Source organism: Pseudomonas sp. NPDC098740 (assembly GCF_044760065.1).
In the GTDB taxonomy this organism is placed as follows: domain Bacteria; phylum Pseudomonadota; class Gammaproteobacteria; order Pseudomonadales; family Pseudomonadaceae; genus Aquipseudomonas; species Aquipseudomonas rossensis.
This window is the reverse complement of the sequence record NZ_JBIWAM010000016.1, coordinates 14,647-27,308: the sequence shown is the minus strand read 5'-3', so window position 1 is coordinate 27,308 and position 12,662 is coordinate 14,647. Positions and strand designations below refer to the sequence as shown.

Genomic DNA, 12,662 nt, shown 5'->3' with positions numbered 1-12,662 from the left:
CAGTAAGCGCACCAAAATTATTGAGTGCGCGGCTGATCCGGCAACAACACCGATAAATGCTCCGATGCAATCCCATCGCTTTGCGGCAGTTCAACAGCCTGCCTGGGCATCAAAACCTGCTGTGGATAAGTCTGCGCGAAGTGCACCCACGGGCTGTTATCCACAAGCTTTTTCAAACGCTGGTTGAACGCCCGACTCACTGCGTATTGTCCACCCGACACGGTGCGGAACTGTGCCGTCAGCACCACGCCGTTGAGGTCCATCTTGTCGACACCAAACACATCCAGCGGCCCTTGCAGGTTGTACTTGAGGAACGCATCTTCGCGGATGGAATCCCCGGCCTCGCGGATCAACTCGATAGCCTTGTCGACATCGGTGTCGTAAGTGAATTGCACCGAGAAAAACGCATAGGCGAATTGCCGCGATTGATTGGTCACGGCCTTGATCTGACCGAATGGCACCGAGTGCACAAACCCCTTGCCGTCGCGCAGGCGCAAGGTGCGGATCGTCAGGCCTTCAACAGTGCCGGCGTGGCCGGAGTCGAGTACCACCCAATCGCCAATCGACAACGTGTCTTCGATGATGATGAACAACCCGGTGATCACGTCCTGCACCAATTGTTGGGAACCGAAACCGATGGCCAGCCCCACGACTCCGGCACCGGCCAAAAACGGTGCAACGTTGATCCCCAGGTTCGCCATGGTGGTGATGGCGCAGATCACCACCAGAATGATCTTTATCGCGTTGCGCAGCAGCGGCAGGATGGTTTTAACGCGGGTACTGGGCTGGCGCGCCGAGCGTTTGCTGACAGGTGGTTTCAGGGCTTCCTGAATCGCCGTGTCCAGCACCACCCAGACCATCCAGGTCACCAGGAAAATCAAACCGATGCGGCTCAGGGAATCGCTGATCGCCCGGCCGACCGCATTGCTCACCGCAAATTCGAACAGCGACACGCCCCAGATGCGCCCTAGGACATCGATGAACACAATCGCCAGGGCGATCCGCAGCAACGCATGGGAAAGGCTGAGAAAGCGCTCTTTGTAGGCACTGCTGCGGCGCACGGCCAACTCACTGCGCGACTTGAACAGGTGATGAAGCGACGTGCTGAGAAACACCGTCGCAATCAGCAACACCGTAGTAAACAACGCACAGCGCAGTACTTTCTGGTTGTCATCGCCGATGCCGATCAGATTGATCACCGACACCAGCACCATCAACAGAATCGGCCAGTACCAGAGCCCGGAAAAGATCCGCAGCATTTCACGCAAGGCCGGCTGGCTGAGGCGCTGGGACAACGGCAAAATGCGGATCAGATGGGCGACCGGACGACGCATTTTGAACACCAGAATGCCGAAGGCGATCGAGGCCGCCATCCCGGTGAACACCGCGATACTGCTGGTGAGATTGCCACCCAGCAGGCGGGCGATCTGCGGACTGGTCAAGGCGTCGCTCAGGGCCACGAGGAAGCCAATTAGAAAGAGTGGTCGTGGGCTGTATTGACGAATAATCTGCACCGCCCGGCGCTTGTGGCCGGCGTTGAACAGCACCACCAGCGACAACAGCAACGACGCGGCAAAAATGCCGCTGCTGGTGGCATAGGCGAAACACAATGCCAGCGCCCGCCCGGCGGACACTTGCAAGAAGTGGCTGACATACAGCGTCAGCGGCAGGCTGATCAGCGCCGGAATTGTGTAGGGCAACACATAACCCAGCAATGCCTGACCGCGCTCGCGGGTGAGCAGCAGGCGGTTCTGGCACAGACGTTTGGCGAGCAGCCCGCCAAGCAACCAGAGCAGCGCGAAAACGCCCATCCAAACACCGGACAACAACAGGAAATCCCCCGCCACGCTCCAGCTCGAACGGGACGATGGATGATTGACCAGTTGATCCACCTCATCGGCCGCCCGGTCTGCACGCAGGCGCCAGGCGTCCAGCAGGTCCTCGTTGAGATCGAGTTTTCCCTGGACTTCCTCAATGCTCGAACTGATGGCACCCAGCAAACCACCCTGTACCAGCGGTTCGGGGTGGGCCAGCGGTGTCGCGACGGTGGCCGGCACACCCGGCAGTGCGGCAGCCTCCAGCTCGTTGCTGCCCAAAATCAGCAATGCCCCGAGTAGTATCGCGGTCTTGAACTTGAACAAACGCGGCGCTCCTGCAAAAGGGTCTGTAAGGAACTGATCGGGGAATTGTAGGCAAGTTCGGTTTTGGCCGTTAGACAATGCGGCCATCACGCAATCCATGTAGCAGCTGGCGAAGCCTGCGTTCGGCTGCGCAGCAGTCGTAAAGTCAGACACTGCGGTGTGTCAGATTCACCGTGCACTCAGGGTTCACGACTGCTACGCAGCCGAACGCAGGCTTCGCCAGCTGCTACCAGGTCTGCGTTGCGGCTGAAAGACTTTTTAACCCTTTCGATATTTGATCTACACGCAAATATCAAATGCCCATTCCTCTATTTTTTCGCATAACCCAAACCCGGACACTGCGCTCCATCAAACAATCCACCGGAGGTGCAGCCATGCCCATTGCCTTGCTCGCGCTGACCCTCAGCGCCTTCGCCATCGGGACGACCGAGTTCGTCATCGTTGGCCTGTTACCCACCATCGGCGCCGACCTTGGCGTCAGCCTGCCGTCCGCCGGCCTGCTGGTCAGTCTCTACGCATTGGGCGTTGCCATTGGCGCCCCGGTGCTGACCGCCCTCACGGGCAAAGTCCCGCGCAAAATGCTGCTGTTGTCGCTGATGGTGCTGTTCACCCTCGGCAACCTGCTGGCCTGGAAAGCGCCGAGTTACGAGTCGCTGAACATTGCCGCGTTCAACCTCGGCATCGCCGGTGGCGCGTGGGGTGGTGGCCTGATCGTTGCTCACATAGGCCTGATCCACACCGTGTGGATCGGTGGTCTGGTGGTGTTGGTCGCGTTGGCGCTGACCGCGTGGAGCGGTCGTCTTGATCGCTTGGGCCCGGTGTATGCCGAACCTGCTGAAGGCTCGACCCGCATCGTCGCTGGGCATTGATAGATAAAAAGATCGCAGCCTGCGGCAGCTCCTACAGGTGTTCACATGCCCCTGTAGGAGCTGCCGCAGGCTGCGATCTTTGCTTTACCGTCCGTAGTCCCGTCGAAACTTTCTCGCCCGCCCCGCAGTCATCAAAAGACTAGGGTAGTCCGAGAACCATTAGACGGGAGGCGACATGGCGGCGATCCACATCGGTATTTCAGGCTGGCGCTACACGCCCTGGCGGGGGGATTTCTACCCAAAGGGGCTGACCCACAAGCGCGAATTGCAATTCGCCTCACGGGCGGTCAACAGCATCGAAATCAATGGATCGTTTTACGCGCTGCAACGGCCCGAACGTTATGCCCAGTGGTACGCCGAAACCCCGAGGGGCTTCGTTTTCAGCGTCAAAGCCCCGCGTTTCATCACCCACATCAGGCGACTGCGGGACGTCCATAAACCCTTGGCGAATTTCTTTGCGTCCGGGGTGCTGGAACTCAAAGAAAAACTCGGCCCGATCCTCTGGCAATTCCCGCCCAACTTCAAATTCGATGCCGAGTTGTTCGAGACCTTTCTGGAGCAGTTGCCCCACAACACCGAAGAGGCCGCCGCCCTCGCCCGCCAGCATGATTCGCACGTGAACGGTCAGGCCAGCATGAAGGCCTACGGGAAAAAGCCTTTGCGCCACGCCGTAGAAATCAGAAACGAGAGCTTCGTCGACCCGGCCTTCATCCGCCTGCTCAAACGCCACAATGCTGCGCTGGTTATCGCCGACACCGCCGGCAAATGGCCGTACCGCGAAGACCTCACCAGCGACTTCGTTTACCTGCGCCTGCACGGTGCCGAAGAACTCTATGCCAGCGGTTACACCCCCGAAGCGCTGAAACGCTGGGGTGACCGGATCGAGGCTTGGTACCACGGCCAGCAACCACCCGACCCCCAGCTGATCGCACCCCGGCAAAAGCCCAAGGCGCGCAAGTCCCGTGAGGTGTTTTGCTACTTCGACAACGACATCAAAGTCCGCGCGCCCTTCGATGCCCGCCGCTTGCTGGAGCGCTTTCATCTGGATAAAGACCTCGCCACCCGTCCCGGTGAACTGGCCGCCGAAGGAGTGCTGTCATGAGCATTTCCGAACCGGTCGGCACCACCGACGAACAGCAATCAATCATCACCGCCGTGCGCCGTTTCACCGTGCTGACGGTCAACACACACAAGGGGTTCACCGCACTCAACCGGCGTTTCATCCTGCCGGAATTGCGCGAAGCGGTGCGCAGCGTGTCCGCCGACGTGGTGTTTTTGCAGGAAGTCCACGGCACCCACGAGCATCACCCCCAGCGCTACAGCAATTGGCCGGCGATACCGCAATACGAATTCCTCGCCGACACCCTGTGGCCGCAGTTCGCCTATGGGCGCAACGCGGTCTATCCCGCGGGCGATCACGGCAATGCGCTGCTGTCGAAATTCCAGATCATTCGCCACGACAACCTAGACGTCTCCATCAACGGTCACGAGAACCGCGGCATCCTGCATTGCGTGCTGCGCATGCCCGGTGACGGCCAGGAAGTGCATGCCATTTGCGTGCATCTGGGTCTTCGCGAAACCCACCGGACCGAACAACTCAAGTTGCTGGCCCAGCGTCTCGAAGAACTGCCCAGCGATGCCCCGGTGATCGTTGCAGGTGACTTCAACGACTGGCGTCAGCGTGCCGACGCGCTGCTCAAACCCATTGGTTTGCGGGAGGTTTTCGCCGAACTCCACGGCAAACCGGCGCGCAGTTTTCCAGCTCGTTTGCCAGCATTGCGCCTTGACCGCATCTATGTGCGCAACCTCAAGGCCAGTCATCCGCAAGTGCTGGCCGCGCGACCCTGGTCACACCTTTCCGACCACGCACCGCTATCGGTGGAGATCGAGCTATGAGCAGCCCATCGATGGATAAAACCAATGTGGAGCACTTATCCACAACCCCGCCGATCCGTGAACCGGGCGTGGTCGACATCGAATATGGCTGGCAAGGCAACAACCGCGTAGAGCTGCTGGAAAACGGCGAAGCGTATTTCCCTCGGGTGTTCGAGGCCATGCGTCAGGCCAAGACTGAAATCCTGCTGGAAACCTTCATTGTGTTCGAGGACAAAGTCGGTAACGAGCTGCAGGAAGTACTGATCGCCGCCGCTCAACGCGGCGTGCGGATCATCGCCAGTCTCGATGGCTTTGGCTGCGGTGAACTGAGCACGGGATACCTCACCGCCCTGAGTGAGGCCGGCGTGCGCATCCAGATTTTCGACCCTGCGCCCAAACATCTGGGCATCCGCACCAACTGGTTCCGCCGCCTGCACCGCAAGATCGTGGTGGTCGATGGCACGATTGCGTTCATCGGCGGCATCAACTTTTCTGCCGATCATCTGGCTGACTTCGGCCCTGAGGCCAAGCAGGATTATTCCGTTGAAGTGCAAGGCCCGGCGGTCGCCGACATCCATCACTTCGCCTTGCTGCAATGCGGTCGCCCGGCTCGCGCCAAATACTGGTGGCAACGCCGCAGGCAGCGGCGCTCGGAACTGGCGTTCAGCGATCATGACGGCCAGGTTCGCCTGGTGTACCGCGACAACGGCGAGCATCCGACTGACATCGAAGAGGTTTACCGACAGGTGCTGCGCAGTGCCCAGCGCCGGGTGGTGATCGCTAATGCCTACTTCTTTCCGGGTTATCGCCTGCTGCGCGAGATCCGCAACGCGGCGCGCCGTGGCGTCGATGTGCGACTGATCCTGCAAGGTCAGCCCGATATGCTGGCGGCCAAACTCGCCGCGCGCATGACCTATGACTACCTGCTCAAATCCGGCGTGCAGATTTACGAATATTGCGACCGTCCGCTGCACGGCAAAGTCGCGCTGGTGGATGAGGATTGGAGCACGGTCGGTTCGAGCAACCTCGACCCGTTGAGCCTGTCCTTGAACCTGGAAGCCAATGTGTTGATCCGCGATCGCGCCTTCAACCGCGACCTGTTCGAGCGCCTCGAAGACCTGAGTAACAACCATTGCAAGGTCATGTCCACAGACAAGTCCCCGCGCGGGCGGGTCTGGCACATGACCGTCGGCTTTCTGGTGTTTCACTTTCTGCGGCACTTCCCGGCCTGGGCCGGTTGGCTGCCGGCGCATAAACCGCGCCTGAAACCTTTTACCCATTCTGCCGGGAGTGACACCTGATGAGCCACTCTGATACGCAACCGGCGGCCCACGCCGACACCCCGACCAAATCCCGCTGGAGCCGCTGGAAACGGCCGCTGACAATGCTGTTTTTCCTGGCGCTGATCGTGCTGTTCACGATGCTTGCCCAGCGCATCGAATGGGATGAAGTGTTCACCAACCTCGCCGATTTCAAGGTGCGCACGCTGATTATCGCGGCCGGTCTGACCTTGGTGAGTTTTCTGGTCTACGCCTGCTTCGACCTGATCGGCCGTACCTACATTCGCCAGGACCTGACGTGGAAGCAGATCCTGCCGGTGGGGATTATCAGCTATGCCTTCAACCTCAACCTGAGCGCTTGGGTTGGCGGTATTGCCATGCGTTATCGGCTGTATTCGCGACTCGGGGTGAGCAAGGGCAACATCGCGAAAATTCTCGGGTTGAGCCTGGCGACCAACTGGTTCGGTTACATGGTGATTGCCGGTGCGGTGTTCAGCAGCGGACTGGTGCGAATGCCGCCAGGCTGGAAGCTGAGCAGCGGCGCCTTGCAAGGTGTGGGCGTGTTGTTGCTGCTGGTGAGCGCGGGGTACCTGGCAGCGTGTCAGTTTTCCAAGCGGCGGGAGTGGACGATACGCGGGGTAGAAATCAACCTGCCGTCCCTGCGCATGGCGGTGCTGCAACTGGCCCTCGGGGCGCTGAATTGGTCGCTGATGGCGGCGGTGATTTTCACCTTGCTGCCGAGCAAGCTCGATTACCCGCTGGTGCTTGGGGTGTTGCTGATCAGCGCAATTGCCGGAGTCATCACGCACATCCCCGCCGGGCTCGGCGTGCTGGAAGCGGTGTTCGTGGCGCTGCTGCAACATGAAGCGTCCCGAGGCAGCCTGGTGGCCGGATTGCTGGCCTATCGGGCGATCTATTTCATTCTGCCGCTACTGATTACCCTGGTGATGTACCTGATCGTGGAAGCCAAGGCCAAGTCGTTGCGGATCGCGAAAAAGCCCAAGTGATCTGGTGTTTGTGAGGCCGTCATCGCGAGCAAGCTCGCTCCCACATTAGTCCTGCGAACACAGGTCGAGTGTGGGAGCGAGCTTGCTCGCGATTGATCGCAAGAACACCACAGGTCTCAGGTTGATTGGATAATGCTCAACCGCTCACCCACCACCATCTCGGTGATCCAGCCCACCAGGATCGAGGTGTACGCCTGTTGTGAAACAGGTTCGCTCAAGGCGTGATCGGCGCCGTCGATAATCCGGTGGGTCAGCGAATGCGTCTGCTGACAGGCCGCGCGGTAACTCATGATGGTGGCGTGGGGCACATGGTCGTCGGTCTCCGATTCGACCAGCAGCACATCCCCCGTAAATTGCGAACAGGCATGCAGTGCCCGATTGCTGTCGGCGCGGACTAACGTGCTGCGGTAATCACGTAAATCGAGCTTGTCCAGGTCGCGTTTGGGCGTGTGCCATTGATCATCGCGATACAGCGCCGGCGCCCGCAGCGCCAGCCAGCGCACCGGGCGCAATGACGTCAGGATCGAGGCCAGGTAACCGCCATAACTGGTGCCGACCACGGCAATCGCCGATGTATCGAGCGCCGGGTGCGCGAGCAACCGGTCATACGCCGCCAGTAGATCGCGCAGGTTGTCTTCCCGCGTCACTCGACTCAGCGCAATACCGGCCCCGCCGGTGTGCCCGCGCAAGTCGAACGTCAGGCAAACGCAACCCAAACCGGCGATGCCTTTCGCCCGCTCCAGGTCCCGCTCCTGACTGCCGCCCCAACCGTGCACAAAGAGCACGCCGGGCACTTTCGATTTGGGACTGAGAAAGGTCCCAATCATCTGCTCATTGTCGATGTCGATTTGAATGGTTTCGCTTCTAGCCGTCATAGGATTTAACCGTTACGTACTTGAGAAGAAAGTCACTGCTTTGCGCTGGCCCGCGATACACCTCGATGGCGTCCGCCGGCAGCGGCTGGTCGATGTAGGTCTCGACCGAAGACACGCGAATCGCACGCATCCCGGGGTCGTTGACGAAACTTTGCAAGGCGGCGACTTCGGCGCTGCTGGCACCACCCATCCGCCAGGACTGCTCGAGCACGCCGCTGCGCTGTTTGCCGTTACTGTCCACACCTTGGGCGATGTCGTAGTTGCGCCGCGAGGCGTAGAAACCGGGATAAGCCTCATCCGCGGCCCTGTCAAACACTTGCGCCTGACGGATCGCCAGCCGCACATCGTCCGGCAGTTCCAGCGCGAGCAGATCGTCGTAGTCACCCCGCACCACCAGCAGGTTCGACCCTCCATAAACCTGCTCGCCCTGACCGTCTTCGGTCAAGTATTGATCACCGCAATAACTCAGCACCTGGTCGCCGATAAAGCTCTGACCGACGCTGTGGGTGATCACTTGGTCCAGGTCCTGCTCCAGCACCACGCCTTCGGTGAACAGCGCATTGGCATCGGGTCTGGCGAGGATGGCATCGAACTGGTCGAGGTTTTTGATCACTTCCTGGCCACGGCCGGCACAGGCATGAATAGGTTTGATGCGGATAGGACCGGTGTAGAGCAGGTGTTCTGCCGCGGGCCGCGCATCGTCCATGGAAAAAACACTGAGGCCGTCGAGCACCACGCTGCGCACACGTTCGGAAAACAACGGTGACCAGCCTTCCGGAGCGTGAGCATTTTTGTTGCGCAACCCGTGACTGATGGCTTTGGTGCAGATGAAATCATGCTCGACATAACCGCCCCACAAATCCTCCGGTCCCTTGACGCCCAATTGCCGGGCGGCAGCGACGCCAACAAGCGTCTGGGTCGGCAACAGATAAAGGTCTCGACCGTTGTGCAGCTCCGGGTCGTAACTGCCGCCGAATTTAAGCCCCAGTATCTGCGCCAGCCAACGGGCCAGCGCACGATTGGTTTCCACTTCGTGCAACGGAGCCTCGGGGCGCACAGAGTGGGCGACCACCAATTTCTTGCGGCTTGCTGGGGTCATGCGTCCCCCTTCAGTCTGCGCTTGATGAATGTAGTTGAAGGGGTGCAGAGATCAGGCCAAGGGAGACCAAAGACAAACGTTCTTCAAATCAGCCAGTTGCGAAAAACGTGATAGCACCGTGCCTGCTTGATTCTGCACGACAAGGGTTTCAACTCTGGCATTTTGCACGACTGACGCTCATCCCTGACTCGCACCCACCCCAAACCGTGTCCGGTAATCACTCGGCGCCAACCCGGTAATCTTCTTGAAGGTCACCCGAAAGGCACTCGGATCCTGATAACCCACCGTCCAGGCAATGTGATCGATGGTGCCGTTGGTGAACTCCAGCATTTCCCGGGCCTTGCCGACCCGCAGGTGCTGGCAGTACTCAGTGGGTTTGAGTCCGGTTGCCGCACGAAATCGACGCAGGAACGTGCGCTCTTCCAGCCCTGCCCGCTCGGCCATCGTTGCCAGCGACACATCGGTCGCTCCGGTGCTCTGCAGCCAATGCTGGACCTTGAGAATCGAAGCATCTCCATGGCTGAGAATGGGTGAAAAATTGCTGCCGCATTCACTTGCGCTGTCACTGTGTTCCACCACCAAAAACCGCGCGGTGCTGGTGGCGATGCTCGGCCCCAGCAGGCGGTTGACCAGGCGCAAGCCCAGTTCGGACCAGGCCATCAGCCCGGCGGTGGTGATCAGGTCGCCGTCGTCAACGATGGGGGTGTCGGCCTTGAGGTTGATCGCCGGGTAACGCTCGGCGAAGGCTTTGGCCGAGGTCCAGTGAGTGGTGGCGCTGCGACCGTCGAGCAGGCCACTTTCGGCCAACAGAATCGACCCCACACAAACCCCGCCGAGTGTCGCGCCATTGGCGTGTTGCTGTCGCAACCAGCGAATCAGCCCCTGCGGTGCCTGGCCTTCGGAAAAACCGGCAATCGACGGCGGGATCAACACCGCCACCAACGCGCCGTCCGCCGCGGGATGACTGTCATAGACCCGCCCGGGCGTCTGATCCCCATCAACCTGCCAATGGCTGACCCGCAGCAACGGCAACTGCGCCGCCTGATGCTCGGCGGCAATCCGGTTCGCCACCCCGAACAAGTCCGTCAACCCATGCACCGCCGCCATCTGCGCACCGGGATAGATCAGTACGCCCAGCTCGGCGATTGGCCTTTCTGCGTCCATTGTCAGTTTTCCCCCTTCTATTGTCGGTGCGGCCAATCCTCGGACGGCCTGCCAGACCCAATACTTCATTCCACACCCAGCAAGCACTTCGAGGAAACATTCATGGCCAAGCAAGCACTCATCGTAGTCGATATCCAAAACGACTACTTCCCCCAAGGCAAGTGGCCGCTGGTCGGCGCCGACGCCGCCGCGGACAACGCCGTACGGTTGATCAAAGCCTTCCGCGATGCGGGTGATTCGGTGGTGCACATCCGCCACGAATTCACCTCCGACGAAGCGCCCTTCTTCACGCCGGGCTCCGAGGGCGCGAAGCTGCACCCCAAAGTCCTGAATCGCGCCGATGAGCCTGTGGTGCTCAAGCATTTCGTCAACTCGTTCCGTGAAACACAACTGAAATCGATCCTCGACGAACAAGGCATCAAGGAACTGGTGGTCGTCGGCAGCATGAGCCACATGTGTGTCGATGGCATCACCCGCGCCGCCGCGGACTTTGGCTACAGCGTCACCGTGATTCACGACGCCTGCGCCTCTCGCGACCTGGAATTCAACGGCGTCACGGTGCCCGCCGCCCACGTTCACGCCGCCTTTATGTCGGCCCTGGGCTTCGCCTATGCCAGCGTGGTGTCCACCAACGACTTCCTGGCAGCCACTCACTAAAAGATTTTTTGTCGAGCCTCACAATTCGACGTCCCGTAAACCGAAAGGCCAGTAGCGTTCGCACGTTACTGGCCTTCTTACTTATGGCGCCTGCCCGCCCGTCAAAAAATCTCACGCGTGAGCTATTGAGGACAGTAAAAAATGCCTGTAGTGTTTCTCACGCGTGAGTTTTTCAAAGCGAGGTCAGCACCATGAACAGCAGCTCTCCACCAGATCCGTCTTCCGGATCTGTCACCGATTCAGCGAGCCGCAAGGGAGAGCGCTTGAAACCATCCGCGAAAAAACCATCGAGCTTTTACATGAAGCAGATGCGCGCGGGCCTGGGTGCCGCCGGTTATGTGAAACACGAGACTTGGGTGCTTCCCGAAAACCGAAGCCTGCTCAAGCAGATGGAGAAACAGCTACGCCAACCGATTCTGGCTGGCTCATTCATGTCGGAGAATTACATGAGCGCAGGTAATAACTGGAACATCGATCGCCTCTTTAGCGCCCTTCAGGCCCTGGACGAAGTGGTTTCGAACGACATCACTCTTTCTCTCGTTCAAGGCTCCGAGTCCAGCATCAAGCTGGAAATGAACGATTTCGGTGGCTTGCCGATTTACATCGCGGTCGTTGGCGAGCAAATCATCGTCGACACCGTGCTGGTGGACGTCGAGTCGATCAAGGACGTACCGGCCTTCAACGATGCCGTACTGCGCAGCCGGGAAATGTTCCCGCTGTCCTCGATCGGTATCGAGTCCATGCCCAACGGGCAGGTCGTTTACAACATGTTCGGCGCGCTGAGCTCCGACTCCAGCCTGACCAACATCGTGACCGAGGTCAAAACCCTCGTCGACAACGTGCAGCGCGCCAGCGAAGCCTTTGAACGTTTCTTCAATTAATTATTCGGGAATAGGAAATATCCAATGACTCAGTCCATCTGGAGCAAATTGTTCACCGCGCTGCGCGGCGGTGCCAATGAAGTCGGAGAATCGATCGTCGACCAACAGGCCCTGCGCATCCTCGACCAGGAAATTCGCGATGCTGACAGCGCCCTGGCCAACGCCAAGCGCGAGCTGGTCACCATCATGGCCAAACATAAACTGTCGGCTGACCGCGTCAGCGAGTACAACGCCAAGATCAAGGACCTGGAGTCCAAGGCGATGGCCGCGATCCAGGCCAACCGTGAAGATCTGGCAATGGAAGTGGCCGAAGCCATTTCGACCCTGACCAATGAACTGGACGTCGAGCAAAAGCAGGCCACCGAATTCGGCGGTTACGCTGACAACATGCGTAAAGACATCACCAAGGCCGAAAACCGCATCAAAAGCCTGCGTCAGCAAGTAGACATGGCCAAGGCTCGCGAAAGCGTACAAAAAGCCCAGGTCAGCGCTTCGATCGCCAGTGGCGGCGCCAACGGCAAGCTGGAAACCGCCGTCGGTACGTTGAACCGCCTGCAGGCCAAGCAGCAGCAACGCGCCGCTGAACTGGAAGCCCAGGACGAACTGGCCGATGCTTCGACCGGCACCGACCTGGAGCGCAAGCTTCGCGAAGCCGGTATCACGCCGAACGAAGGCAGCGCCAATGCGATTCTGGAACGCCTGAAGCAAAAGTCGGCCGAGTAACCGGCCCTGCGCTGATGCCTGGCACTTAACCTGTGGGAGCGAGCTTGCTCGCCCCCACATGGGTTGTGTTGCTTCTCAGCCAATTGGTTGC

General features: G+C 59.6%; 12 protein-coding genes. 8 read left to right on the top strand and 4 right to left on the bottom strand.

The genetic code is table 11. The annotated features are described in order from the left end of the window. Positions 1-17: 17 nt before the first annotated feature. Positions 18-2,141: a mechanosensitive ion channel family protein gene (locus tag ACIQU2_RS19755; protein ID WP_403143470.1), complete on the bottom strand. Its 2,124-nt coding sequence runs from the start codon at positions 2,139-2,141 to the stop codon at positions 18-20. 374 nt (positions 2,142-2,515) lie between these two features. On the opposite strand from ACIQU2_RS19755, the gene ACIQU2_RS19750 reads away from it, so the two are divergent. The 5 genes from ACIQU2_RS19750 (at position 2,516) to ACIQU2_RS19730 (ending at position 7,172) form a co-directional block, all read left to right on the top strand. Then, positions 2,516-3,010: an MFS transporter gene (locus ACIQU2_RS19750; RefSeq protein ID WP_403143468.1), complete on the top strand. Its 495-nt coding sequence runs from the start codon at positions 2,516-2,518 to the stop codon at positions 3,008-3,010. Positions 3,011-3,185: 175 nt separating this feature from the next. After that, positions 3,186-4,112 (top strand): DUF72 domain-containing protein, encoded by a 927-nt coding sequence (locus tag ACIQU2_RS19745; protein ID WP_403143466.1) that lies wholly within the window; start codon positions 3,186-3,188, stop codon positions 4,110-4,112. After that, on the top strand, positions 4,109-4,906 hold the full coding sequence (locus ACIQU2_RS19740; protein WP_403143464.1) for an endonuclease/exonuclease/phosphatase family protein: 798 nt from the start codon (positions 4,109-4,111) through the stop codon (positions 4,904-4,906). Before ACIQU2_RS19745 ends, ACIQU2_RS19740 begins: the two co-directional genes overlap by 4 nt. After that, the gene (gene clsB, locus ACIQU2_RS19735; protein WP_403143463.1) at positions 4,903-6,186 is read left to right on the top strand and encodes a cardiolipin synthase ClsB; all 1,284 of its coding nucleotides are present in this window, start codon (positions 4,903-4,905) and stop codon (positions 6,184-6,186) included. The genes ACIQU2_RS19740 and clsB overlap by 4 nt, the downstream gene beginning before the upstream one ends. Continuing rightward, a complete protein-coding gene (locus ACIQU2_RS19730; protein ID WP_403143461.1) occupies positions 6,186-7,172 on the top strand; it encodes a lysylphosphatidylglycerol synthase domain-containing protein in 987 nt (328 codons plus the stop codon). The genes clsB and ACIQU2_RS19730 overlap by 1 nt, the downstream gene beginning before the upstream one ends. Positions 7,173-7,288: 116 nt before the next feature. Here the strand turns inward: ACIQU2_RS19730 and ACIQU2_RS19725 are convergent, their stop codons facing one another. The 3 genes from ACIQU2_RS19725 to ACIQU2_RS19715 form a co-directional block, all read right to left on the bottom strand. After that, positions 7,289-8,047, bottom strand: a complete 759-nt coding sequence (locus ACIQU2_RS19725) for an alpha/beta fold hydrolase (RefSeq protein ID WP_347802926.1) — start codon at positions 8,045-8,047, stop codon at positions 7,289-7,291. Then, positions 8,037-9,146 (bottom strand): DUF3182 family protein, encoded by a 1,110-nt coding sequence (locus tag ACIQU2_RS19720; protein ID WP_347802925.1) that lies wholly within the window; start codon positions 9,144-9,146, stop codon positions 8,037-8,039. The genes ACIQU2_RS19725 and ACIQU2_RS19720 overlap by 11 nt, the downstream gene beginning before the upstream one ends. A 177-nt stretch (positions 9,147-9,323) precedes the next feature. Beyond that, on the bottom strand, positions 9,324-10,310 hold the full coding sequence (locus ACIQU2_RS19715; RefSeq protein WP_347802924.1) for a GlxA family transcriptional regulator: 987 nt from the start codon (positions 10,308-10,310) through the stop codon (positions 9,324-9,326). Positions 10,311-10,412: 102 nt separating this feature from the next. Here ACIQU2_RS19715 and ACIQU2_RS19710 point away from each other — a divergent pair, with 102 nt between their 5' ends. The 3 genes from ACIQU2_RS19710 to ACIQU2_RS19700 all read left to right on the top strand — a co-directional run bounded on the left by ACIQU2_RS19710 (position 10,413) and on the right by ACIQU2_RS19700 (position 12,571). Further along, a complete protein-coding gene (locus ACIQU2_RS19710; protein WP_403143459.1) occupies positions 10,413-10,967 on the top strand; it encodes a cysteine hydrolase family protein in 555 nt (184 codons plus the stop codon). A gap of 299 nt (positions 10,968-11,266) precedes the next feature. Then, positions 11,267-11,848, top strand: a complete 582-nt coding sequence (locus tag ACIQU2_RS19705; RefSeq protein WP_347802922.1) for a YjfI family protein — start codon at positions 11,267-11,269, stop codon at positions 11,846-11,848. A 24-nt stretch (positions 11,849-11,872) separates the two neighbouring features. Beyond that, on the top strand, positions 11,873-12,571 hold the full coding sequence (locus ACIQU2_RS19700) for a PspA/IM30 family protein (protein ID WP_347802921.1): 699 nt from the start codon (positions 11,873-11,875) through the stop codon (positions 12,569-12,571). Positions 12,572-12,662: the final 91 nt, after the last annotated feature.